We start from the raw sequence: 19,372 nt of genomic DNA on the forward strand, positions 1-19,372 counted from the left end.
CCATGCCCGGCGACGCTTCAGTTCGCCCAGACGCTGTTGGGATCGCCGTTGCGGGCGCGGCGCTGGCTGGCGACGGCCAGGCGGGCGAAGCCGAAGGCCATGGCCAGCGCGATGGCATCGACCCAGAACAGCGGCCACTGGCCACGCCCGGCGGCGCGCCACAGCCAGTCACCATTGAGTGCACCGTGCAGGACCGGCACCAGTGCAGTGCTGATCGCTGCGGCCCACAGCAGTTCGCGCGCGGCCTGCGCGGGGCGGCGCAGTGCAGCCCACAGCGCACAGGCTGCCCAGCTGCCGAAGCAGGCCCAGCGGATGCCGTGGTCGACCGCCGACGGTGCCAGCCGCTCCAGCACCAGTGCGGTGACGAACGCGACCGAGATCGCCACGCACAGGCCGATGCACACGCCGACCGTGGCCCGCGCCATGTTCACACCGGCACGCGGCTGTTGCGGCTGGCGACGCTTGCGCCGCGACTCGATCCACAGCAGGTTGCCGGAGTAGAACAGGAACGCACCGCCGAGGCCGAGCAGGAAGTACAGCCAGACCACCACGCCGTTGCCGAACTCACCGAAGTGCAGCGCGTAGGCGGCGCTGAGCGTGGCGTGGTTGGCGTCGCGCTGCCCCGGCAGCTGGGAGGCCAGCAGGTCGCCGCTGGCCACGTCCAATGCCACGGCACCAAGCGGACCGAGGGTGCCACTGGCCTCGCCGGTGATCTCGATCGTGGCGTTGGCGTCGCTGCCATTGGTCAGCTTCAGGTACGCCGGCTCGAAGTTGGCCACGCCTTGCGCGCGGGCCACTTCAAGTGCGCGCGCATGCAGCACGCGCAGGCTGCCCGGTGGCGCCGGAATCCCGCTGGCCTCGCGCACCGGCGCAGTGTCCATCGCCGTCGGTACCGCCTGCAGCACCTTGCCGTCGTAGATCAGTGGGTTGAGCAGGGCCATCTGCACGAACACCAGGCACAGCAGGGCGCCCGTGACCGCGAACATCAGGTGGAAGGGCAGGCTGAGCACGCCGATCACGTTGTGCGCGTCCTGCCACAACTGCTTCAGGTTGCGGCCCGGGCGCAGCGCGAACAGGTCGCCGAACAGCTTCGGCAGATGGATCACCAGCCCGCTCAGCAGCGCCATGCCATACAGCAGGCTGACGATGCCCATCACGTAGACGCCGGCCGCCGGCAGGCCGAGGCTGTAGTGCAGTTCGTTGACCAGTTCGGCCAGTCCGGTCTGCGGCGGCGCGGGGCTGCCGGCGATCTGGCCCGGCCAGGCGTAGCGCCAGCTGCCGTCATCGGCCTGCCAGTACGCCAGGGGCTGCGGGTGTTCGGTACCGGGGAAGGTCATGCCCACGTGGCGGCGCGCTTCCGGGTGTGTCGCCAGCACGTCTTCCAGCAGGTACTGCGCATCGTCCAGGCCCGCCGGCAAGGCGGTGGCGGCGCCCGGGGTCTGCCACAGCGGCAGGTCATGATGGAACAGGGTCAGCGCACCCGCATAGAAGGCCACGAAAAGGCCGAAGCCGGCGACCAGGCCGACCCAGGTGTGCAGGGTGGTGAACGTGCGCAGCGTCTGCGAACTGAACTTCATGGCGGGGATCTCATTGCACCGCGCCGGTCAGGCGCAGCAGCCCGAGCACGGCGAAGCCGGCCGCGGCGCTGCCACCCAGAACCAGCCAGGCGCGCAGTGCGCTGCGGAAGCTGAACGCCCACAGGGCGGCCAGCATCCATAACGGGATGAAGGCGATCAGGGTCGGCACCAGCGCACGCTGCCACGGGCCGGGCGGCAGCCAGGCCAGCAGGCCGGTAGCGGCGGCCGCAAGCAGGAAGCCAGCGATGATGCCGGCGAAGGCGCGCGGCCACATCAGGGCGACTCCGTGCCCGGGCGATGCCAGGCGGCCAGCGCCGGCAGCAGCATCGCAGCGAGCATCCAGGTGCACAGCATCGCCACCAGACCGGCAGCGAAGCCGAGTTCGGCCATCCACAGCCACAATGCGGCAGCTGCGGCGACCAGGCCGATCTGGCGGCCGAGACGACCGGCACGGCGCAGGCGGGGCCAACGGCAGTGCGGCGAGGCGGCATAGAAGGCCAGTGCCGAAAACATCGCTGCCAGCATGCCCAGGCTGCAGAAGCCCAGGGTGGAAAGGCCGACGGTGATCATTGTGGGCGGGCGCCGCGGCAGTGGGCCGGCGAACGCGGGGCACGGGCGGGGCCGGCGGGAGCCGGTCGGAGCGGGTGGCGCATCACGAGGTCCTGGGGGAAGCGGGCAGGCTGGCACGGGGCGGGCTGCGCGGACATGGTAATCATTGCGTTTTCACGCCGCCAGCGCAGGCCATTCAGCGGACCGTACGGCAGCCCTTGGGCTTTCCGGTGCGCTGGTTTAAGATCGTCGCAGACTCCTGACTGGAACAAGGTGGCCCGCGCCCGGCGCCGGCCGAGCGTGCGACATGAGCACTACCACCGCCCACTGTTGACCTGCCCCCGAAGGCCCTGTGTTCCAGGCGCCCTCGCGGCGCTTTTTTATTGCCCGGGCCGCGGCCCGGGAACGCTTTCCAGCCCGCCCCGCGGGCCCCGCACGAAGCCAATGCGATGATCAACATTACCCTTCCCGACGGCAGCCGCCGCGAGTTCGAAAATCCCGTCAGCGTCATGGACGTCGCCCAGTCGATTGGTGCCGGCCTGGCCAAGGCCACCATCGCCGGTTCGGTCGATGGCGTGCTGGTCGATGCCAGTGACGTCATCGACCACGATGCCAGCCTGCGCATCATCACCGCCAAGGACGAGGAGGGCGTGGAGATCATCCGCCACTCCTGCGCCCACCTGGTCGGCCACGCCGTCAAGCAGCTGTACCCGGACGTGAAGATGGTGATCGGCCCGGTGATCGCCGAGGGCTTCTACTACGACATCTATTCCGAGCGCCCGTTCACGCCGGACGACATGGCCGCAATCGAGAAGCGCATGGGTGAACTGATCGCCCAGGACTACGACGTCATCAAGAAGATGACGCCGCGCGCCGAGGTGATCGAGATCTTCAAGGCCCGTGGCGAGGACTACAAGCTGCGCCTGATCGAAGACATGTCCGACGACATCCAGGCGATGGGCATGTACTACCACCAGGAATACGTGGACATGTGCCGCGGCCCGCACGTGCCCAACACGCGCTTCCTGAAGGCCTTCAAGCTGACCCGCATCTCCGGCGCCTACTGGCGCGGCGATGCGCAGAACGAACAGCTGCAGCGCATCTACGGCACCGCCTGGGCCGACAAGAAGCAGCTCGAGGCGTACATCAAGCGCATCGAGGAAGCCGAGATGCGCGACCACCGCCGCATCGGCAAGCAGCAGGACCTGTTCCACCTGCAGGAAGAAGCCCCGGGCCTGGTGTTCTGGCATCCGAAGGGCTGGGCACTGTGGCAGGTGGTCGAGCAGTACATGCGCAAGGTCTACCGCAACAGCGGCTACGGCGAAGTGCGCTGCCCGCAGATCCTGGACGTGAGCCTGTGGAAGAAGTCCGGCCACTGGGACAACTACCAGGACAACATGTTCTTCACCGAATCGGAGAAGCGCACGTACGCGGTCAAGCCGATGAACTGCCCGGGCCACATCCAGGTGTTCAACCAGGGCCTGCACAGCTACCGCGACCTGCCGATCCGCTACGGTGAGTTCGGTTCCTGCCACCGCAACGAGCCGTCCGGCGCGCTGCACGGCATCCTGCGCGTGCGTGGTTTCACCCAGGACGACGGCCACGTGTTCTGCACGGAAAACCAGATCGAGTCGGAAGTGACGGCCTTCCACCAGCAGGCGCTGGCGGTTTACCGGCACTTCGGCTTCGACGAGATCCAGATCAAGATCGCGCTGCGTCCGGAATCGCGCCTGGGTGACGACGCCACCTGGGACAAGGCCGAAGGCGCGCTGCGCTCGGCACTGACCGCCTGTGGCGTGGAATGGCAGGAGCTGCCGGGCGAGGGGGCCTTCTACGGCCCGAAGATCGAGTACCACCTGAAGGACGCGATCGGCCGTACCTGGCAGCTGGGCACCATGCAGGTCGACTTCATGATGCCCGGCCGCCTGGGCGCCGAGTACGTGGACGAGAACAGCCAGAAGAAGCACCCGGTCATGCTGCACCGGGCCATCGTCGGCTCGATGGAGCGCTTCCTGGGCATCCTGATCGAGCACCATGCCGGCCAGTTCCCGGCCTGGCTGGCGCCGACCCAGGTGGTGGTGGCCAACATCACCGACGCCCAGGCCGACTATGTCGCGGGCGTGACCAAAACCCTTGCGGAGCAAGGCTTCCGCGTCAGCTCGGATTTGCGTAACGAGAAGATCGGCTATAAAATCCGCGAGCATACGTTGCAGCGCGTGCCCTACCTGCTGGTCATCGGTGACCGCGAGAAGGAAAATGGGGCTGTGGCGGTGCGTACGCGTTCTGGCGAAGACCTGGGCAGCATGAGCCTGCAGGCCTTCATCGAGCGGCTCCACGCCGAGGGCGCGTAAGCAAAGGTCCGGTCCGGGGGCACAGGCACCCGGGCCGGTTCGATACCCTTGGGAGAACGTAATATCAGCACCCCTGACAACAAACAGAACCGCAAGAATCAGGAAATCCGTGTGCCGCGCGTCCGCGTGATCGGCAGTGACGGAGAAATGATCGGCGTGTTGTCGCGCGACGAAGCGCTGTCCATGGCCGAAGATGAAGGCCTGGATCTGGTCGAGATCCAGCCGCAGGCCGATCCGCCGGTCTGCAAGATCATGGACTTCGGCAAGTTCAAGTTCGAAGCGCAGAAGAAGGCCAGCGAGGCCAAGAAGAAGACCAAGCAGGTCGAGATCAAGGAAGTGAAGTTCCGTCCGGTCACGGACGAGGGCGACTACCAGATCAAGCTGCGCAAGATGCGCGGGTTCCTTGAAGAGGGCGACAAGATCAAGGTCAACATCCGCTTCCGTGGCCGTGAAATGAGCCACCAGGAACTGGGTCGTGAAATGGCCAACCGGATCGAGGCCGATCTGGGCGAGGACATCGTCATTGAATCCCGTCCGCGCCTGGAAGGGCGTCAGATGGTCATGATGATCGCGCCGAAGAAGAAGACCTGAGGCCTGACGGGCCGCCTTCCGGGGCGCCTGGCTGAATGGTTCAGGGTAAGGGGACGCCGCTGGCGTCCCTTTGCTTTTGCAGGATGCCGGTGAAGTGCCGGCGAAAGGGTTGTAGGGGCTGGTGGCAGGGCGGTTTTGCCTGTATCATGCCCGGCTCGACCCACCCAGGACGGGTCGTACGCCGATCATGGCAGGACGGAAAGAGCGGCCCAGGCCGCCGCCAGATCAGTCAGAAACCAGGGTCACCCCCATCAAGGACATTGCAATGCCCAAGATCAAGACCAACCGGGCAGCGGCCAAGCGTTTCCGCAAGACCGCCTCGGGCAAGTACAAGTGCGGCCACGCCAACCGTAGCCACATCCTCACGAAGAAAGCGACCAAGCGTAAGCGTAATCTGCGTCAGACGGGCCATGTCCGTGCAGAAGACGCAGGCCGTCTGGACCGCATGCTCCCTTACCTCTGAGGAACTGAAAAATGGCACGAGTTAAGCGTGGCGTACAGGCGCGTCGCCGCCACAAGAAGATTCTGGATCTCGCCAAGGGCTATTACAACGCCCGTCGCAAGGTCTTCCGCGTTGCCAAGCAGGCAGTCATCAAGGCACAGCAGTACGCCTACATCGGCCGTAAGCAGAAGAAGCGCAACTTCCGTTCGCTGTGGATCACCCGTATCAATGCGGCTGCCCGCATCAACGGCCTGAGCTACAGCCGCTTCATGAACGGCCTGCTGAAGGCTGGCATCACCCTGGATCGCAAGGTCCTGGCTGACATCGCCGTGCACGACGCAGCCGGTTTTGCTGCGCTGGCCGAAAAGGCCAAGGGCGCGCTGGCGGCATAAGTCCTTCCCGATGCCGTAACCGTTCACTCGGAACGGTGTCAGGTCAAGGCAATGCATGGGGAAGGGCGCAAGTCCTTCCCCATTCTTTTTTGGGTTCCGGCGAGGCCATGGCGGCAGCGCGGGGACGGCGGTGGCGACAGGGGTCGGCCCTTCGCGCATCGCGATGGCAGATCGACTGGAGTTCCGGCCCCTCATGAGCGACATCCAATCCCTCACCACCCAGGCGCTGGCCGATGTGGCCGCCGCACAGAGTCCCGACGTGCTGGAACAGCTGCGCGTTGCCCTGCTTGGCAAGAGTGGCAGCATCACCTCGCAGCTCAAGCAGCTCGGCGCCCTGCCGGCGGACGAGCGCAAGGCCGCTGGTGAAGCGATCAACCAGGCCCGCGACGCGCTGACCCGCGCGCTGGGCGAGCGCAAGGCGCTGCTGGAAGACGCGGCGCTGGATGCGCGCCTGGCCGCCGAAGCCATCGATATCACCCTGCCGGGCCGCAACGGCGACCGCGCCGGCCTGCATCCGATCACCCGCACCCTGGAGCGCATCACCGGCATCTTCGGCCGGCTGGGCTACGAGCTGTCGGAAGGGCCGGAGATCGAGGACGACTGGCACAATTTCGAGGCGCTGAACTTCCCGCCGCACCATCCGGCGCGCGCCATGCACGACACCTTCTACTTCGGCGACGGCCGCCTGCTGCGCACGCACACCTCCGGTGTGCAGGTGCGCTACATGGGCGACCACGCGCCGCCACTGCGCATGATCGCCGCCGGCAAGGTGTACCGCAGCGACAGCGACCAGACCCATTCGCCGATGTTCCACCAGGTGGAAGGCCTGCTGGTGGACGAGCATTCGACCTTCGCCGACCTGAAGGGCACGCTGGCCGAGTTCGTGCGCGCGTTCTTCGAGCGCGACTTCGAGATGCGCTTCCGTCCCAGCTACTTCCCGTTCGTGGAGCCTGGCGCGGAAGTGGACATCGCCTGGCAGCAGCCCGACGGCAGCACCCGCTGGCTGGAAGTGCTGGGCTGCGGCATGGTCCATCCGAACGTGCTGCGCAACGTCGGCATCGATCCGGAGCGCTACACCGGCTTCGCGTTCGGCATGGGCGTGGAGCGTTTCGCGATGCTTCGTTACGGCGTCAACGATCTGCGTGCGTTCTTCGAGAACGACGTGCGATTCCTGAAACAGTTCGCGTAAGCCGCAACCATGTAGAGCCGAGCCATGCTCGGCTGCTCCTAAATTCGCAGGCCCAGGCGCATGCGCCGGGCCCACCAGGGTGACACCATGAAATTCTCCGAAAACTGGCTGCGCAGCCATGTCCCGACCGGCGCCTCGCGCGATGAACTGAGTGCAGTGCTGACCGCCATCGGCCTGGAAGTGGAAGAAGTGACCGCGCTGGGCGAAGGCCTCGATCACGTGGTCGTGGCGCGCATCGTCGAGGCCGTGCGCCATCCCGAAGCCGATCGCCTGCAGGTGTGCAAGGTCGATGCCGGGCAGGGCGAACTGCTGCAGATCGTCTGCGGCGCACCGAACGCGCGCCCGGGCCTGGTCGCGCCGCTGGCCATGGTGGGTGCGCAGATCGGCGAACTGAAGATCAAGCCGGCCAAGCTGCGCGGCGTGGAGTCCAACGGCATGCTGTGCTCGGCCAAGGAGCTGGGCCTGGACAACGATGCCTCCGGCCTGCTGGAACTGCCCGATGATGCCCCGGTCGGCCAGGCGCTGGTCGAGTACCTCGGCCTGCCGGACGCCAGTATCGAGATCAAGCTGACCCCGAACCGCGCCGACTGCTTCAGCCTGCGCGGCATCGCCTACGACGTCGCCGCCGCCACCCGCAGTGAAGTGCTGGATTTCGCCGCCGACGCCATTCCGGCGGCCGGCAGCCGCGAGCTGGCCATCCAGCTCGACGCCGGGGCTGAAGCGCCGCGTTACCTGGGCCGTGTCATCGAAGGCGTCAACGCCGCCGCCAGGACTCCGCTGTGGATGGCCGAGCGCCTGCGCCGCAGTGGCGTGCGTCCGGTTTCGCTGCTGGTCGACATCACCCAGTATGTGATGCTGGAGCTGGGCCAGCCGATGCACGCCTACGACCTCGGCACCCTGCAGGGCAGCATTGCCGTGCGCCGTTCGCGCGCGGGCGAGAGCCTGAAGCTGCTGGACGGCCGCGATGCTGCGCTGGACGACAGCTTCCTGGTAGTCACTGACGCCGATCGTGCGATCGGCCTGGCTGGCCTGATGGGCGGCTTCGACACCCGTGTCACCGACGCGACCACTGCCGTGTTCCTGGAGGCGGCGCACTTTGCGCCCGCTGCGATCATGGGGCGTGGCCGCAAGCTGGGCCTGCACACCGATGCCGGCCATCGCTTCGAGCGCGGCGTCGATCCGGCGCTGCCGCGCATCGCGATCGAGTACGCCACCCGCCTGGTGCTGGACCTGGCCGGCGGCACCCCGGCGCCGGTGACCGAGGCCGTGCGTGACGCCGATCTGCCGCAGCCGACAACCATCGTGCTGCGCCGCGCCCGCATCGCCCGCGTGCTCGGCATCACCATCGACGATGCCGAAATCGAGCGCATCCTGCGCGCGCTGGGCATGGACGTGGCCGCCACTGCCGACGGTTGGCAGGTGGTCGCGCCGAGCCGCCGCTTCGACATCGCCATCGAAGAAGACCTGATCGAAGAGCTGGCCCGCATCCACGGTTACGAGCAGATCCCGACCACGCTGCCGGGCGGTGCTTCGCGCGTGGCGATGCCGAGCGAGACCCAGCTGGACGCGCTGAGCGTGCGCCGCCAGCTGATCGCCCGTGACCAGCAGGAAACCGTCAATTTCGCCTTCGTCGACGATGCGCTGCTGACCCAGTGGCAGCTGCGCGACGGCCTGGTGCCACTGGCCAACCCGCTGTCGGCCGAACTGGCGGTGATGCGCCCGTCGCTGCTGCCGGGCCTAGTCGCCACCCTGGGCCGCAACGCCGCCCGCCAGCTCGGTCGCGTGCGCCTGTTCGAACTGGGCCGCGTGTTCGCCCAGCAGGCCGGCGGGGCGTCGACTGGCGAAAGCCGGCCGGCACCGCTGGAAACCCTGCGCGTGGCCGCTGCGGTCTGCGGCGAGGCGCAGGCGGTGCAGTGGGGCCTGCCGACTCGCAAGGTCGACTTCCATGACCTGAAGGGCGACCTGGAATCGCTGGCGGCTGCCAGTGGTGCGGTACTGGAGTTCCGCCCGTCGGCCCGTGCCTACGGCCACCCGGCGCGGTCGGCCGAGGTGTTCCGCGATGGCGTGGCGATCGGCTGGATCGGCCAGATCCACCCGCGCCTGGCCAAGGCGATGGATATCGAGGCCGATGTCTACGCCTTCGAGCTGGATCTGGAACCGCTGAGCGCCCGGCGCCTGCCACGTGCCGGCGAGCTGTCGCGCTTCCCGGCGGTGCGTCGCGACCTGGCGTTCCTGGTGCCTGAACAGGTGGCCTGGACCGATCTGGCGGCGACCGTCCGCCAGGCCGCCGGCCCGCTGCTGCGCGACCTGAACCTGTTCGACCGTTACGTCGGCCAGGGCGTCGAGCCGGGATTCAAGAGTCTCGCTATGGGCTTGATTTTGCAGGACAAGTCGCGCACTCTGACGGACCGCGACGTGGATGCGGTGGTGGCCGAGGCGGTCACTGCCATCGAGCGTGAACACCACGCCCGGATCCGCGGCTGAGCGGGCAGCACTCGGGGGTAGCAGGCAATGGCATTGACCAAGGCGGAGATGGCGGAAAAGCTGTTCGACGAAGTCGGTCTGAACAAGCGGGAAGCCAAGGAATTCGTCGACGCGTTTTTCGATGTGCTGCGTGAAGCATTGGAACAGGGACGTCAGGTGAAGCTGTCGGGCTTCGGTAATTTCGATCTGCGGCGCAAGAACCAGCGCCCGGGTCGCAATCCCAAGACCGGCGAGGAAATTCCGATTTCCGCCCGTACGGTGGTGACCTTCCGGCCGGGCCAGAAGCTCAAGGAGAGGGTGGAAGCTTATGCTGGATCCGGGCAGTAATCGCGAACTACCGCCGATCCCGGCCAAGCGCTACTTCACCATCGGTGAAGTCAGCGAGCTGTGCGACGTCAAGCCGCACGTCCTGCGCTACTGGGAAACCGAGTTTCCCAGCCTTGAGCCGGCCAAGCGCCGAGGCAACCGCCGCTACTACCAGCGCCATGACGTGTTGATGGTGCGGCAGATCCGCAGCCTGCTGTACGAACAGGGCTACACCATCGGTGGTGCACGCCTGCGCCTGGACGGTCCCGATGCCCGCGAGGAATCGGCGCTGAGCAACCAGATCATCAAGCAGGTGCGCATGGAGCTGGAAGAAGTGCTGCAGTTGCTGCGCCGCTGATCCCATTTCCATCGTAATCCGCTATACTTCACGGCCCGCCGCACTGGCGGGCACATCGCAGCATCAGTCGGGGCGTAGCGCAGCCTGGTAGCGCATCTGCCTGGGGGGCAGAGGGTCGTCGGTTCGAATCCGGCCGTCCCGACCAAAAGCAGCGATAGAACAAGGGCTTGCGCCATACGGTGCAGGCCCTTTTTCGTTGTGGTCACTACGTGTCCACTATTCCACCACTATCGCGGCAGCGCGATACCCGTGGTAACCGACTGCCACGGCGCTTCGTGGCCACCCAGGTAATGCTCGGTCATCGATGCGTTGCCGTGCCCCATCAGCGCTTGAATCTGTTCCGTGGTCCAGCCCGCATCGCGCAGCAGCGCGCCACCCAGGCTGCGGATCTCATGGAAAGTTGGCGGCGCTTCGCCGCCCACGCCGGCAGCATCGCGCGCCTTTGCGAACGCACGCGACAGCTGCTCGGGCAACACCTGCGTGTGGTGCGCTCGGTCCTTTGCGCGCTTGTCGCTGGGCCTGGCTTTCTCCGGCAGCCGGTGGATGACGAACGGCGAAACCACGTCATCGCGGCACCGGGCCAGCAGGTCGAGCAGGGGCCCGGCCACGGCGATCTGTAGCCGAACGTTCGTCGAGCCCTCGGTTTTCGAAGGCACCACCCACAGGTGGCCGTCGCGCACGTCGGCGAACTTCACCGTCACCACGTCCTCGCGGCGCAGCAGCGTCACCAACGACAGGTCCATCGCGTTGCGCAGCCACGGCGCGGCCTGGTCCCATATGGCCCGGTACACGTCCAAGGTCAGGCGCACGCGCTTCCGCTCGTGCTGGAACCGGCGAGTCGCCAGCGCGGGGTTGGTATCTATCCAGCCTTCCTCCACGGCGCAGGCCAGGATCCAGCCCAGCACCAGCCGGAACTGCTGCCGCGCACGGTCGGATTCGGTCACCTCGCGGATGAAGGTGGCGCACACCTTCACCGTCACGTCGGCTACTGGCTTCGAGCCCAACCCGGCCTCAATGCGGCGGATCACGCTTTCGTAGACCTCGGCCGTCTTCGGTGCCCACTTCCGCCCGGGCACGTCATCGCGGCGGAACACAACGATCGCATCGGCAACCGTCTCGCCGGGCGTCAGCACCTTCGATACCAGGTCGTTGCTGGGCATCAGCATGGCGTTGAGCTTCTTGGCCGCGGCGAAGGCCTTGGCCTTGTCCTTGCCCATCGAATGCTCTTTGCGCGTGATCGGGTGCCGGTATTTGAAACCGTCCCGGTGGGCATACAGGTTCTGCGGCCAGTCACGGCGGCCGGGCTTGCGGACACGTCCCATCATGGCAGGTTACGCCGCACCGGCCAGGACGCGCGCGATCAGGTCGTCACCGCCGGCCAGCCACTCGTGTTCGTCGATGTACCAGGCGCCGCCGACCTTGCGGCCGGGCAGCTTGCCCTCGCGCATCAGCCGCTGCAGTACCTGCATGGATGGGCGGCTGCCTTCCTCGAAGTAGCGGTCCAGCCACCGCTCGGGGGTCATCAGTTGCATGCTGGTCTCCTTCAGTTCGTGGCCAGCGCAGCGCGCAGCTGCTCGGTGGCGGTGTTCATGCGAATAGGTCCAGTTGCGCCGGCAGCGCCGGAGATGGGGCGGACACTGCTGATCGTTCAACGGCGATCAGATGCAGCAGGCGCGCGCGATTCGCGGCGGCCAGGTCCATGCAGTGCCAGAACGGCGGATCCATCAGGCCGCCATTGCCTGGGCCATGCAAGCGCACGCGCCGCGCGAGTGCCAGTTGCTGCCGCATGAAGATCAGCAACCTGTGCCGGGCGAGCGGGAAGCCTGCGGCGATCATCGGAACATCTCCAACTGCTGCGGGGCCGCCGGACGACGGATTGCGTAAGGGCTGGGATCTCGCTCGTTGAGCAGGTCCTGGGCGATATGGAAGTGGTAGCCGCGACCGTTCATGTCGGTGATGCAGACCATCGGGAAGTAGCAGACCGCGATAGCCCCGGAGCAGAACAGGTAGTAGCCGCGACCACACGGCGCGCGGCCGGCCTCGGTGCTGCTGTCCAGCATGTCGCGCGTCCAGCCGGCAGCAATGCGGACGGCTACCGCGTTCGATGCGATTTCCCATGCTTCGTCTCGGACCATGATCCGCGAGGACACCATGCCCATGGTTCGCAGCGCGGCGTCCATGTCGCCGGCAGCGAGCGCCTGCAGCGCGTGGCCGCGAGCCTCCCACAGACGAGCATCCTGGGGTGCGATTAAGTCGAGCTCGACCCCGGACATGCTGGCCAGCTGCCGGCCGACCTCGCGGTGGTCGATTGCCTCAGCCATGAGCGCACCTCCGCCAGCACCAGCGCAGCCCTGCGCGCGCGGCGCGGTAGCCCTGCAGCGCGATCCAGAGTGCGCCCAGCACCAGCAGCAGCCCAACCAAGGCGAGCAGGTGGACCATTGCAGCGGTGAGCAGCTGGTCAGCCATTGCCCACCGCCTGGCTGTCGACCTTGGCAAGTGCGTCGGCAAACTGCTGCTTCATCGCGCGGCCACTGGCGGCCACTTCCTCTCGGGAATAGCCATCAACTGAGGCGCAGACGGTCGCCAGCCCCTCAGCGGCCTGCAGCGCCTCGCGCACCGCACCCAGGTCCACGGCCTGCGCGGGCTTGAACTCCTCGGCCGCCTCGATGGCGTTCTGCCAAGGGCAGTTGGCGCTGCTGTGCTCGCCGATATCCACGCCAGTGATGGATGCGATGTGGGCGGCCAGCTCATCCGCCACTTCGTGGTAGCGGTCGCGCTGGTCGATGACACCTCCCAGGGCGCGATCCAAACTCTCCAGATATTCCTGATCGGCCTGCGCGGTCGGGGCGGCGTAGAGCGGGACCGTGAAGAAGTCCCTGATGCCCAAATGCTTGCCTGTATGCATCGCTACAAGGCCAGGTGCCGTCCCGTGCTCCATTTCCCATCGATTCACGAAGAATGCAGGCTCCTGCCCCACCGGCTGGCGGGCGGCGAGGGCTGCGCGGATCACGGCGACGTGGCGGTCCACCGTTGCTGCGTCGTCGCTACAGAACGCAGCCAGATCATCCAGCGCCTTCAACGCATCCCCCTGACCCCCAGGGGAGGGCTGGGCGGAGAGGGCGGCGAGCGCGTATTCCCGCATCTGCTCGGGGGTGAAGGCGTTGTGCGCCTCGTGACCGAAGTCCCCACCGGTGACGTAGCCAGCCTTCGGCAGCGGCGGCAGGCCATCCCCCAGCCTCACCCTCCCACCGGGCTGCACGTCTGCCAGGGTCTTCTTGTAGTTGCTCATGCCTGCATGTCCTTGCTGTTGGTGGAGCGCGCGCTGTGCGCGGCGAGGTGTTCCCAGCGTTCGGCCTCGCCCACGTAGAACGCGTGGCGTTCCTGCCGGACGGTGGGGGTGAACTGCACGTCGTGCAGTGCACGCTCTGCTGCGGCGCGGTTCGCCGCTGCCATGCGGGCTGGGTCGTGATCGAAGATGTCGAGCTGGTTACGCACGCTGGACTCCTGGGATGGGTTGCCGGCTGCTGGAACCCGATCGGCGCGGGTTCCCTGCGCTACAGGGGGAGAGCGCAGGGCAGGGGGTCAGTGGGTGTCGTCGGCGGCGAGCGGCGCGCGCTGTCGTTCATCGCTGCGGCGCTGCATTTCGGCCTTGAAGGCTGGCCAGCTGGTGTGGAGGTCTTCCCAGCAGCGCCATGCGAAGAACACGGCGCCGATGGCGCAGGCGAGGGCGACGGCGTCGAGCTGGTTGCGCAGGGCCCAAGCGAGCAGGGCGAGGAGCAGGCCGACGGCGACGGCGCAGAAGAAGGGCAGGGCCAGGTGGCGCATTACTCGGTCTCCTGTTCGGCAGTGGGCTCGGCCGGCGCCGACGCCGGGCTGACGGGCGGGGTGATGGGCGGGGTGATGGGCGGGATGCCGACGGCCATGGCGGCGAAGAAGTCGTGGTCGGTCATGCGCGCGCGGCCTTGGCCTGCTCGTACTCGCTGCCCAGGATCTCGGTCATGCGCGGCATGGCCTTGCTCGTGGAGGCGTAGACGAACCCCTCGTGACGGAAAAGGGTCAGCCCCTCGAAGAAGAAGTCACAGCTGCTGCTGAACCCGAGCGCGCGAATCACCGCATTGGTGTCGATCTTTCGAGTCGGCATATGCTCGTTCCACTCGGCCTGCAGGGCTTTGAGCGCGGCCTTTTCTTCGGCGGTGGCACCTTTGAGCGGCGAGCTGCGTGGCCACTGCAATCCATGGCGGTCAGGCGCACGCCACAGGTTGCGAGGTTTGGCCGGGGTGAACTTGATGCCGGCCAGGCGCGCCGGATCCGCGTACACCAGTCCCTTGCCACCGAAGCGGTGGGCGAATGCATCGACCTCCGCCTGCAGTAGTGCCTTATCGATCCGCTCCTGCTCGTACGCGGCCAGCACGGTTGGGTCGTTGGTCTTGTAGAAGCTCATGCGGCACCGCCTTTGACGCGGGCGAGGGCGGCATCGAAGGCGACCAGTGCTTCTTCGCACTCCCGAGCCAGCTGTGACCGATTGACCCAGCTGTTGTCGAGGCCCAGCGCACGGAATGCAGCGGTCAGGCGGTCGCCAGCGGCGATCAGCTCGGCGGCGACGGCGCGGGCTTCGTGCAAGCCTTCCGTGTGTGGGCGTGCCACACGCTCGATGGCTCGGTCCAGCACCGCCAGCACATTGACAGGGGCGCTCATGCAGCACCTGCCTGTGCGCGCGCTGCGCGGCGAGCGGCGGCGACGGCACCTGCAGCACTCTGGCCGTGCCGCAGGACGGCATTGGCGGCGAAGCTGGCGGCGACGACGACCTGGTAGGGGAGGAGGCCCCAGCGGCGCCCGGCGCGGGCGACGATGCCAGCGGCGGCTGCGGCGCGCTGGGCGTTGGAGTGGTTGGCGAGGGCGGCGCTCATGCGGCGGCGTCCTGGAGCGCTGCACGCAGCTGCTTGGCTGCTGCCTGCAGCTGGCGTGCGTGTTGCTCCGCTTCGTCGGCGGTGAGGTGCAGGCGGGCAGCGCCCATGTCTGCGATGACTCGTTCGCTGACGTGGTCAGCGGTGACTTTCATCTCTGCCGATCGGCAGCCCAAGGAAAGGGTGGCCATGCGTGATCTCCTGCGCCCGGCCCCGGGATGGGGTGGTGTTGGGCGACTGGAGAGCACGTTAGTCATCAACTAAGCATTAGTCAACAGCTAACGGCTAATATTTTTCTGAATGCCTGGTCCTCACCGCCACGGCCGGTGACGGCGCCCCCTGCAAGTGATTCGGCTGAGCTCGCGTGGGACACTGATGCCGCGCCGGTAGGCCGTGATGACTGTGTGACGCGGCACGGCTATGATCGGCACAGCCCAGGACGGGCTCAACAGGGGGCTACATGAACGAAGTGGTGCAGGGGGAAGTTGGAAGTGCCGAGAGTGCCTCAGTGGAAAAGCTTGTTGATCTCGGGCAATTCGATCTTCTTTATTACAACGGTGGCATTGACGGAAACGTCACGGCGAAGATTGAAAATCTGACGCGCGACAAGACGCATGACGAGGTTCGTTTTGTACTTGTGACGAATGGCGGGCTTCCGGACGATGCGTATAGAGCTATGCGCATTCTCCAAAGGCGCTATTCCAAAGTTACGATTTTGATCCCTGGCATGTGCAAGAGCGCGGGCACTCTCATGACGCTAGGCGCACACGAACTGGCCTTCGGCCCTGAGGGTGAGCTTGGTCCTCTCGACGTGCAGATTCAGAAGCGTAACGAGATTCGTGGACGTGAATCCGGTGCTGCTGTCATCGCCGCCATGGACGTGCTCCACCAGCAGTGCTTCAGCATGTTCGAGCACTTCTTCCTGAACACCATCGCTAAGAGTCAAGGCAACATCTCCGCCAAGATGGCGACTGACATCGCTGCATCAGTTTCGAGCGGAGTTTACGACCCCATCTTCCGCCAGATCGATCCGCATCGTCTTGGAGAAACTCAGCGCGCAATGCTCATTGGAGAGGCCTATGGCTCTCGGCTCATCACCAAGAGCGGTAGCACGACTCCCGAAGGAGTTCAGAGACTAATCACGGGCTACCCGAGCCATGGGTTCGTCATCGACGAAGAAGAGGCATCGGAGATCTTCTTCAACGTGCGACCGATGTCTGAATTTGAGACAGGGTTAACGAATGTTTTGTTAGAGAAGGGTACTCTTTTCTTTGCAGCGTACCCATTTAAGGTAAGTGATCATGGTCCAGAAGATGAGAGCGACCCAAGCGATGGAGACGCAAATGCCCAAGAAGGAACCAATGGTGAAGGACGTGCCGATGCCCCCGGAGGCGATGCCGCCCCTGTTGAGCCGGACGGTGGGGTCCCCTAATAGGGTATCCCTTAGCATGTACGGCAAGCGGAAAGACGGGCAAAACGCTGTCGTATTTGAGCTCGATGAAGATCACTGTTTGCTATAAACGATTCATCAGAAAGCCCCGCTTCGGCGGGGCTTTTTTGTTGTCCCGAATTGGGACAGCAGTGATAACTTTCTCGCTACTTAGAACTTCCGCAGGCCCGCGTGGATGAGAGCCTTGCCCAGGATGCTCACATCGCCAGGATCAGGGCGGTAGGCCGGGAAGTCCGTGTTTACGCTCACCACGTACAGTCCATCGCCACGCTTCTGCAGCATCTTGATCTGGGTCTCTCCGCCAATGTTGATCAAGTAGTAGTCGTCGCCGTCGAAGTAGTCGCAGCTGGTGTCGATCCAGACAATGTCGCCGTCCTCGAGCTTGGGTCGCATCGACGGCCCGCGGCCGGTGATGATCTGGATCCTGCCAGGCTTGGGGAGGTATCCGAGCTTCCGACGAACCTCCCACTCGGCGACCTCGATGGTCTTCACTACCTCCGGGTAGTCCTGGTTGACCAGCCCTACGCCCATCCCTGCACCCCCTTCAAACAAGTCGAAGCGAACATAGCCGGGCTGCGTCTCAATCTCCGGGATTGGTGAGACGGAAGCTTCACCGTCGTCGCTCCATTGGGGGCGGTCCATCCAGCCATGGTCCTTGCCGAGGGCCAGGCTTATCTTCTTGGCTACGTCGTCACCGATGTATTTGCCGCCGAGCAGCTGAGACACATACGACGGGGACAGGAAGCCGCCAAGCTGGGCCCCCTGATCCCGACGCTTAGTGATCCCCTTCGACTCGAGCGCCTCGACCAGGTGGCGGAAGTTGCGGCTGCGGATTTCGCGAATGTCCATCGTGCAAGGTTAGTTGGTAACTAATCTAGATCGTGCAGCTGTCAGCTTGCGCTTAAGTGTTAGCTGTGCGCTAATAGACGGCATGGACATGTCAGCCCTCGATAGAGCAGTTGAGTCGGCAGGTAGCCAGCAGGCTCTTGCCCAGCTTCTTGGCATCAAGCCGCCGTCGGTTTCCGGCTGGTACGACCGCCGCCGAGTGCCTGCGGAGAGATGCATAGCCATCGAGCAGGCCACTGGCGTGTCTCGCCACCAGCTGCGCCCGGACGTTTTCGGGCCGGAACCCCGTATCCAGGGCGAAGCTCTCGCGCAGTTGCGTGCAGAAATCGACAGTCGAATGAACAAGCGCTCGCTGCGCGCCAAGCTGGGTCTGAGCAGCGACCTTCACCTGGCCAAGGTTCTTGGCCTGCCTGTTGAGCAGGTGAGCGCTTGGTCCGATGAGGACATGGTTCCGGCGCTGCCGCAGGTGATGAACCTTTTGAACGGGCAGCGCTCGGCGGCCCTCAGTGAACTTGATGACTCCGATGCAGACCGCATCGTCAGCGTCGAGGTCGCCTGAGATGACCGTGACGCCTGAAGCGCACCAGCAGCAGGCACCTCTCATTTCCGGTGCCTGCTGCGAAGCCCTTCTACCAAGCGGAGTAGCTATTCGCCGTCCACTGCGATCGCAACTGCCATCAGAAGGGTATCTCCAGTGTGCCCGTACTGGACGAGTGCTGGTCGATGAGCCCCCCTGTGAGCGGCTTCTATTGCTCCCTGCTCCAAGACTCTCCGCACTTCTGTCTGCACTTCTGCCGCTGGCTTGCCCCAAGAGCGAAGGGTTGCGCTCAGGACCGCATCCAGCGCAAGTGCTCTGCCTGCCGTCTGGTGAAGTACTTCCTGAGTCGCTGCCAGCTGCAGCTTCAGCTCTTCGATGGCCAATCGCGTCTCGTCGTCCATGTCGCCCTCCTTGTGGGCTTTGTTGTTGGCACATCAAGCGTAGCGCACGGGACGCGCATCCAGTCATCCCTGAATTGTTGATCTCCATGGCGCCCATCGTGCGCCACCCGGGCCCAGCCCGAAACCTTGAAACGCAGTCCACCCCAAGGTGACCCATGACCTGCCGTACATCCGCACTTAACTGGCTCGACGTTCTCTACAACTCCGTGCGCAAGACGCCCGGCGGTGTCGTGGACGCAGCCGCTTTCCTGGCCGACCGCCGTGGCAAGTCCATGCACCCGGAGACGCTGCGCGCGAAGCTGCGCGGGCTGGAGGGTGAGTCTGTGACGATGGAGATTGCCGAACTGCTGACCGAGTGGATGCAGGAGAAGGCAGGCGGCAGCGATTACGCCCTGGACTGGATGCAGGCGCTGGCCGGGCAGTTCGGTATGGCCGTCGCCACGGTCCCGCCACCACCGGAGGGTGGTTGGTCGGACGAGATCGGCGCCATCCAGACGAAGCTGCTGGAGATCACCACGCGGGTGGGGCGCCTGTCGGGCACTGCGGTGGAGGCGCTGTCCGACCGCCACATTGATAGCGACGAAGCGAAGCTGATGGTGGAGGAGGCCAACTCGCTGATCACGATGGCGCACCGGCTGATCCGCAACGTGTCGCGCGCTGCAGCAAAGGGGGGGGCGCGTCGATGAACCATCCTGCCCGCTCCAGCGATCCCAGCACCAGCCATGAAGCGGCCAGCCGTGTGGTGTCCAGTGGCAAACAGCGTGCCCAGCAGGCGACGACCGAGGCAGCGGTAAGGCGCTACCCAGGCCAGAGCAGTCTGCACCTCGCCACCCTGACCGGGCTTGATCGGCACATGATCGCCCGTCGCCTGCCCGAGCTGGAGAGGGAGGGCCGCGTATGGAGAGGTCCGAAGGCACCTTGCGCCAGCGGCGATGGCAGCGCGTGTACCTGGTGGCCGGTTGCCCCGGGCGAGAACCTGGACCTGGGGCTCTGA

The 19,372-nt window shown here is 65.7% G+C and carries 30 protein-coding genes and 1 tRNA gene; 13 read left to right on the forward strand and 18 right to left on the reverse strand.

All coding sequences use genetic code 11. From position 1 onward, the window contains the following. Window positions 1-17: 17 nt before the first annotated feature. The 3 genes from AC5P66_RS07280 to AC5P66_RS07290 are packed head-to-tail and all read right to left on the reverse strand — an operon-like array spanning window position 18 to window position 2,147. A complete protein-coding gene (locus tag AC5P66_RS07280; RefSeq protein WP_111096535.1) occupies window positions 18-1,577 on the reverse strand; it encodes a PepSY-associated TM helix domain-containing protein in 1,560 nt (519 codons plus the stop codon). Window positions 1,578-1,587: 10 nt separating this feature from the next. Next, a complete protein-coding gene (locus AC5P66_RS07285; protein WP_049413666.1) occupies window positions 1,588-1,851 on the reverse strand; it encodes a hypothetical protein in 264 nt (87 codons plus the stop codon). Further along, window positions 1,851-2,147 carry a hypothetical protein gene (locus tag AC5P66_RS07290; RefSeq protein ID WP_005410439.1) on the reverse strand — a complete coding sequence of 99 codons (297 nt, stop codon included), beginning with the start codon at window positions 2,145-2,147 and terminating at the stop codon, window positions 1,851-1,853. The genes AC5P66_RS07285 and AC5P66_RS07290 overlap by 1 nt, the downstream gene beginning before the upstream one ends. A gap of 428 nt (window positions 2,148-2,575) precedes the next feature. Here AC5P66_RS07290 and thrS point away from each other — a divergent pair, with 428 nt between their 5' ends. From thrS to AC5P66_RS07335, 9 genes are all read left to right on the forward strand, one after another. After that, complete coding sequence (gene thrS / locus AC5P66_RS07295; RefSeq protein WP_049413664.1) at window positions 2,576-4,477, forward strand: threonine--tRNA ligase; 1,902 nt, start codon at window positions 2,576-2,578, stop codon at window positions 4,475-4,477. Between the two features lie 48 nt (window positions 4,478-4,525). Further along, entirely contained in the window at window positions 4,526-5,068 is a 543-nt protein-coding gene (gene infC / locus AC5P66_RS07300; protein WP_080104334.1) for a translation initiation factor IF-3, read from the forward strand. Between the two features lie 265 nt (window positions 5,069-5,333). Beyond that, window positions 5,334-5,531, forward strand: coding sequence for a 50S ribosomal protein L35 (rpmI, locus tag AC5P66_RS07305; RefSeq protein WP_005410436.1), 198 nt, complete (start codon window positions 5,334-5,336; stop codon window positions 5,529-5,531). 11 nt (window positions 5,532-5,542) lie between these two features. Next, a complete protein-coding gene (gene rplT, locus AC5P66_RS07310; protein WP_005410435.1) occupies window positions 5,543-5,902 on the forward strand; it encodes a 50S ribosomal protein L20 in 360 nt (119 codons plus the stop codon). Window positions 5,903-6,095: 193 nt separating this feature from the next. Beyond that, the gene (locus tag AC5P66_RS07315; protein WP_005417865.1) at window positions 6,096-7,091 is read left to right on the forward strand and encodes a phenylalanine--tRNA ligase subunit alpha; all 996 of its coding nucleotides are present in this window, start codon (window positions 6,096-6,098) and stop codon (window positions 7,089-7,091) included. Between the two features lie 87 nt (window positions 7,092-7,178). After that, the gene (pheT, locus tag AC5P66_RS07320; protein WP_447906188.1) at window positions 7,179-9,575 is read left to right on the forward strand and encodes a phenylalanine--tRNA ligase subunit beta; all 2,397 of its coding nucleotides are present in this window, start codon (window positions 7,179-7,181) and stop codon (window positions 9,573-9,575) included. Between the two features lie 27 nt (window positions 9,576-9,602). Next, window positions 9,603-9,902, forward strand: a complete 300-nt coding sequence (locus AC5P66_RS07325) for an integration host factor subunit alpha (protein WP_005410432.1) — start codon at window positions 9,603-9,605, stop codon at window positions 9,900-9,902. Beyond that, window positions 9,883-10,239: a MerR family transcriptional regulator gene (locus AC5P66_RS07330; RefSeq protein ID WP_005410431.1), complete on the forward strand. Its 357-nt coding sequence runs from the start codon at window positions 9,883-9,885 to the stop codon at window positions 10,237-10,239. Before AC5P66_RS07325 ends, AC5P66_RS07330 begins: the two co-directional genes overlap by 20 nt. Window positions 10,240-10,307: 68 nt before the next feature. Beyond that, window positions 10,308-10,384: transfer RNA gene (locus AC5P66_RS07335), tRNA-Pro, on the forward strand. 82 nt (window positions 10,385-10,466) lie between these two features. Here AC5P66_RS07335 and AC5P66_RS07340 read toward each other — a convergent pair. The 13 genes from AC5P66_RS07340 to AC5P66_RS07400 form a co-directional block, all read right to left on the reverse strand. Further along, window positions 10,467-11,564, reverse strand: coding sequence for a tyrosine-type recombinase/integrase (locus tag AC5P66_RS07340; protein ID WP_495216150.1), 1,098 nt, complete (start codon window positions 11,562-11,564; stop codon window positions 10,467-10,469). 6 nt (window positions 11,565-11,570) lie between these two features. Next, window positions 11,571-11,771: a helix-turn-helix domain-containing protein gene (locus tag AC5P66_RS07345; RefSeq protein ID WP_111172936.1), complete on the reverse strand. Its 201-nt coding sequence runs from the start codon at window positions 11,769-11,771 to the stop codon at window positions 11,571-11,573. A 55-nt stretch (window positions 11,772-11,826) separates the two neighbouring features. Next, window positions 11,827-12,075 carry a hypothetical protein gene (locus AC5P66_RS07350; protein ID WP_495216151.1) on the reverse strand — a complete coding sequence of 83 codons (249 nt, stop codon included), beginning with the start codon at window positions 12,073-12,075 and terminating at the stop codon, window positions 11,827-11,829. Further along, window positions 12,072-12,560, reverse strand: coding sequence for a hypothetical protein (locus AC5P66_RS07355; RefSeq protein WP_495216152.1), 489 nt, complete (start codon window positions 12,558-12,560; stop codon window positions 12,072-12,074). The genes AC5P66_RS07350 and AC5P66_RS07355 overlap by 4 nt, the downstream gene beginning before the upstream one ends. Further along, window positions 12,553-12,705 (reverse strand): hypothetical protein, encoded by a 153-nt coding sequence (locus AC5P66_RS07360; RefSeq protein ID WP_495216153.1) that lies wholly within the window; start codon window positions 12,703-12,705, stop codon window positions 12,553-12,555. Before AC5P66_RS07360 ends, AC5P66_RS07355 begins: the two co-directional genes overlap by 8 nt. Further along, on the reverse strand, window positions 12,698-13,528 hold the full coding sequence (locus AC5P66_RS07365; RefSeq protein WP_495216154.1) for a hypothetical protein: 831 nt from the start codon (window positions 13,526-13,528) through the stop codon (window positions 12,698-12,700). Before AC5P66_RS07365 ends, AC5P66_RS07360 begins: the two co-directional genes overlap by 8 nt. Beyond that, a complete protein-coding gene (locus AC5P66_RS07370; RefSeq protein ID WP_058982056.1) occupies window positions 13,525-13,734 on the reverse strand; it encodes a hypothetical protein in 210 nt (69 codons plus the stop codon). Before AC5P66_RS07370 ends, AC5P66_RS07365 begins: the two co-directional genes overlap by 4 nt. Window positions 13,735-13,821: 87 nt before the next feature. After that, on the reverse strand, window positions 13,822-14,064 hold the full coding sequence (locus AC5P66_RS07375; protein WP_180832848.1) for a hypothetical protein: 243 nt from the start codon (window positions 14,062-14,064) through the stop codon (window positions 13,822-13,824). Then, window positions 14,064-14,189 carry a hypothetical protein gene (locus AC5P66_RS07380; protein WP_495216155.1) on the reverse strand — a complete coding sequence of 42 codons (126 nt, stop codon included), beginning with the start codon at window positions 14,187-14,189 and terminating at the stop codon, window positions 14,064-14,066. Before AC5P66_RS07380 ends, AC5P66_RS07375 begins: the two co-directional genes overlap by 1 nt. Next, the gene (locus AC5P66_RS07385; protein ID WP_495216156.1) at window positions 14,186-14,680 is read right to left on the reverse strand and encodes a Mu-Gp12 family protein; all 495 of its coding nucleotides are present in this window, start codon (window positions 14,678-14,680) and stop codon (window positions 14,186-14,188) included. Before AC5P66_RS07385 ends, AC5P66_RS07380 begins: the two co-directional genes overlap by 4 nt. Beyond that, window positions 14,677-14,934, reverse strand: a complete 258-nt coding sequence (locus tag AC5P66_RS07390; protein ID WP_495216157.1) for a hypothetical protein — start codon at window positions 14,932-14,934, stop codon at window positions 14,677-14,679. The genes AC5P66_RS07385 and AC5P66_RS07390 overlap by 4 nt, the downstream gene beginning before the upstream one ends. Beyond that, window positions 14,931-15,146, reverse strand: a complete 216-nt coding sequence (locus tag AC5P66_RS07395) for a hypothetical protein (RefSeq protein ID WP_495216158.1) — start codon at window positions 15,144-15,146, stop codon at window positions 14,931-14,933. Before AC5P66_RS07395 ends, AC5P66_RS07390 begins: the two co-directional genes overlap by 4 nt. Further along, the gene (locus AC5P66_RS07400; protein ID WP_111176647.1) at window positions 15,143-15,334 is read right to left on the reverse strand and encodes a hypothetical protein; all 192 of its coding nucleotides are present in this window, start codon (window positions 15,332-15,334) and stop codon (window positions 15,143-15,145) included. Before AC5P66_RS07400 ends, AC5P66_RS07395 begins: the two co-directional genes overlap by 4 nt. Before the next feature lie 269 nt (window positions 15,335-15,603). Here AC5P66_RS07400 and AC5P66_RS07405 point away from each other — a divergent pair, with 269 nt between their 5' ends. After that, window positions 15,604-16,575, forward strand: a complete 972-nt coding sequence (locus tag AC5P66_RS07405; RefSeq protein ID WP_495216159.1) for a hypothetical protein — start codon at window positions 15,604-15,606, stop codon at window positions 16,573-16,575. 168 nt (window positions 16,576-16,743) lie between these two features. On the opposite strand, the gene AC5P66_RS07410 is transcribed toward AC5P66_RS07405, so the two are convergent. Beyond that, window positions 16,744-17,442, reverse strand: coding sequence for a S24 family peptidase (locus AC5P66_RS07410; protein WP_495216160.1), 699 nt, complete (start codon window positions 17,440-17,442; stop codon window positions 16,744-16,746). A gap of 88 nt (window positions 17,443-17,530) precedes the next feature. Between AC5P66_RS07410 and AC5P66_RS07415 the strand changes: the two genes are divergently transcribed. After that, window positions 17,531-17,998: a transcriptional regulator gene (locus tag AC5P66_RS07415; protein WP_495216161.1), complete on the forward strand. Its 468-nt coding sequence runs from the start codon at window positions 17,531-17,533 to the stop codon at window positions 17,996-17,998. Between the two features lie 86 nt (window positions 17,999-18,084). Here the strand turns inward: AC5P66_RS07415 and AC5P66_RS07420 are convergent, their stop codons facing one another. Continuing rightward, the gene (locus AC5P66_RS07420; protein ID WP_495216162.1) at window positions 18,085-18,378 is read right to left on the reverse strand and encodes a hypothetical protein; all 294 of its coding nucleotides are present in this window, start codon (window positions 18,376-18,378) and stop codon (window positions 18,085-18,087) included. A 155-nt stretch (window positions 18,379-18,533) separates the two neighbouring features. Here AC5P66_RS07420 and AC5P66_RS07425 point away from each other — a divergent pair, with 155 nt between their 5' ends. Both AC5P66_RS07425 and AC5P66_RS07430 read left to right on the forward strand, forming a co-directional pair. Then, window positions 18,534-19,064 carry a phage regulatory CII family protein gene (locus AC5P66_RS07425; RefSeq protein ID WP_495216163.1) on the forward strand — a complete coding sequence of 177 codons (531 nt, stop codon included), beginning with the start codon at window positions 18,534-18,536 and terminating at the stop codon, window positions 19,062-19,064. After that, entirely contained in the window at window positions 19,061-19,372 is a 312-nt protein-coding gene (locus AC5P66_RS07430; protein ID WP_180877221.1) for a winged helix-turn-helix domain-containing protein, read from the forward strand. The genes AC5P66_RS07425 and AC5P66_RS07430 overlap by 4 nt, the downstream gene beginning before the upstream one ends.

This window comes from Stenotrophomonas sp. YJH_SMC_122 (assembly GCF_059369535.1).

What these genes read in the sequence shown, in the direction of transcription:
- AC5P66_RS07280 (WP_111096535.1), bottom strand. Translation starts at nt 1,577, where the DNA reads ATGAAGTTCAGTTCGCAGACGCTGCGCACGTTCACCACCCTGCACACC.
- AC5P66_RS07285 (WP_049413666.1), bottom strand. Translation starts at nt 1,851, where the DNA reads ATGTGGCCGCGCGCCTTCGCCGGCATCATCGCTGGCTTCCTGCTTGCG.
- AC5P66_RS07290 (WP_005410439.1), bottom strand. Translation starts at nt 2,147, where the DNA reads ATGATCACCGTCGGCCTTTCCACCCTGGGCTTCTGCAGCCTGGGCATG.
- thrS (WP_049413664.1), top strand. Translation starts at nt 2,576, where the DNA reads ATGATCAACATTACCCTTCCCGACGGCAGCCGCCGCGAGTTCGAAAAT.
- rpmI (WP_005410436.1), top strand. Translation starts at nt 5,334, where the DNA reads ATGCCCAAGATCAAGACCAACCGGGCAGCGGCCAAGCGTTTCCGCAAG.
- rplT (WP_005410435.1), top strand. Translation starts at nt 5,543, where the DNA reads ATGGCACGAGTTAAGCGTGGCGTACAGGCGCGTCGCCGCCACAAGAAG.
- AC5P66_RS07315 (WP_005417865.1), top strand. Translation starts at nt 6,096, where the DNA reads ATGAGCGACATCCAATCCCTCACCACCCAGGCGCTGGCCGATGTGGCC.
- pheT (WP_447906188.1), top strand. Translation starts at nt 7,179, where the DNA reads ATGAAATTCTCCGAAAACTGGCTGCGCAGCCATGTCCCGACCGGCGCC.
- AC5P66_RS07325 (WP_005410432.1), top strand. Translation starts at nt 9,603, where the DNA reads ATGGCATTGACCAAGGCGGAGATGGCGGAAAAGCTGTTCGACGAAGTC.
- AC5P66_RS07330 (WP_005410431.1), top strand. Translation starts at nt 9,883, where the DNA reads ATGCTGGATCCGGGCAGTAATCGCGAACTACCGCCGATCCCGGCCAAG.
- AC5P66_RS07340 (WP_495216150.1), bottom strand. Translation starts at nt 11,564, where the DNA reads ATGATGGGACGTGTCCGCAAGCCCGGCCGCCGTGACTGGCCGCAGAAC.
- AC5P66_RS07345 (WP_111172936.1), bottom strand. Translation starts at nt 11,771, where the DNA reads ATGCAACTGATGACCCCCGAGCGGTGGCTGGACCGCTACTTCGAGGAA.
- AC5P66_RS07350 (WP_495216151.1), bottom strand. Translation starts at nt 12,075, where the DNA reads ATGATCGCCGCAGGCTTCCCGCTCGCCCGGCACAGGTTGCTGATCTTC.
- AC5P66_RS07355 (WP_495216152.1), bottom strand. Translation starts at nt 12,560, where the DNA reads ATGGCTGAGGCAATCGACCACCGCGAGGTCGGCCGGCAGCTGGCCAGC.
- AC5P66_RS07360 (WP_495216153.1), bottom strand. Translation starts at nt 12,705, where the DNA reads ATGGCTGACCAGCTGCTCACCGCTGCAATGGTCCACCTGCTCGCCTTG.
- AC5P66_RS07365 (WP_495216154.1), bottom strand. Translation starts at nt 13,528, where the DNA reads ATGAGCAACTACAAGAAGACCCTGGCAGACGTGCAGCCCGGTGGGAGG.
- AC5P66_RS07375 (WP_180832848.1), bottom strand. Translation starts at nt 14,064, where the DNA reads ATGCGCCACCTGGCCCTGCCCTTCTTCTGCGCCGTCGCCGTCGGCCTG.
- AC5P66_RS07380 (WP_495216155.1), bottom strand. Translation starts at nt 14,189, where the DNA reads ATGACCGACCACGACTTCTTCGCCGCCATGGCCGTCGGCATCCCGCCC.
- AC5P66_RS07385 (WP_495216156.1), bottom strand. Translation starts at nt 14,680, where the DNA reads ATGAGCTTCTACAAGACCAACGACCCAACCGTGCTGGCCGCGTACGAG.
- AC5P66_RS07390 (WP_495216157.1), bottom strand. Translation starts at nt 14,934, where the DNA reads ATGAGCGCCCCTGTCAATGTGCTGGCGGTGCTGGACCGAGCCATCGAG.
- AC5P66_RS07395 (WP_495216158.1), bottom strand. Translation starts at nt 15,146, where the DNA reads ATGAGCGCCGCCCTCGCCAACCACTCCAACGCCCAGCGCGCCGCAGCC.
- AC5P66_RS07400 (WP_111176647.1), bottom strand. Translation starts at nt 15,334, where the DNA reads ATGGCCACCCTTTCCTTGGGCTGCCGATCGGCAGAGATGAAAGTCACC.
- AC5P66_RS07405 (WP_495216159.1), top strand. Translation starts at nt 15,604, where the DNA reads ATGAACGAAGTGGTGCAGGGGGAAGTTGGAAGTGCCGAGAGTGCCTCA.
- AC5P66_RS07410 (WP_495216160.1), bottom strand. Translation starts at nt 17,442, where the DNA reads ATGGACATTCGCGAAATCCGCAGCCGCAACTTCCGCCACCTGGTCGAG.
- AC5P66_RS07415 (WP_495216161.1), top strand. Translation starts at nt 17,531, where the DNA reads ATGTCAGCCCTCGATAGAGCAGTTGAGTCGGCAGGTAGCCAGCAGGCT.
- AC5P66_RS07420 (WP_495216162.1), bottom strand. Translation starts at nt 18,378, where the DNA reads ATGGACGACGAGACGCGATTGGCCATCGAAGAGCTGAAGCTGCAGCTG.
- AC5P66_RS07425 (WP_495216163.1), top strand. Translation starts at nt 18,534, where the DNA reads ATGACCTGCCGTACATCCGCACTTAACTGGCTCGACGTTCTCTACAAC.
- AC5P66_RS07430 (WP_180877221.1), top strand. Translation starts at nt 19,061, where the DNA reads ATGAACCATCCTGCCCGCTCCAGCGATCCCAGCACCAGCCATGAAGCG.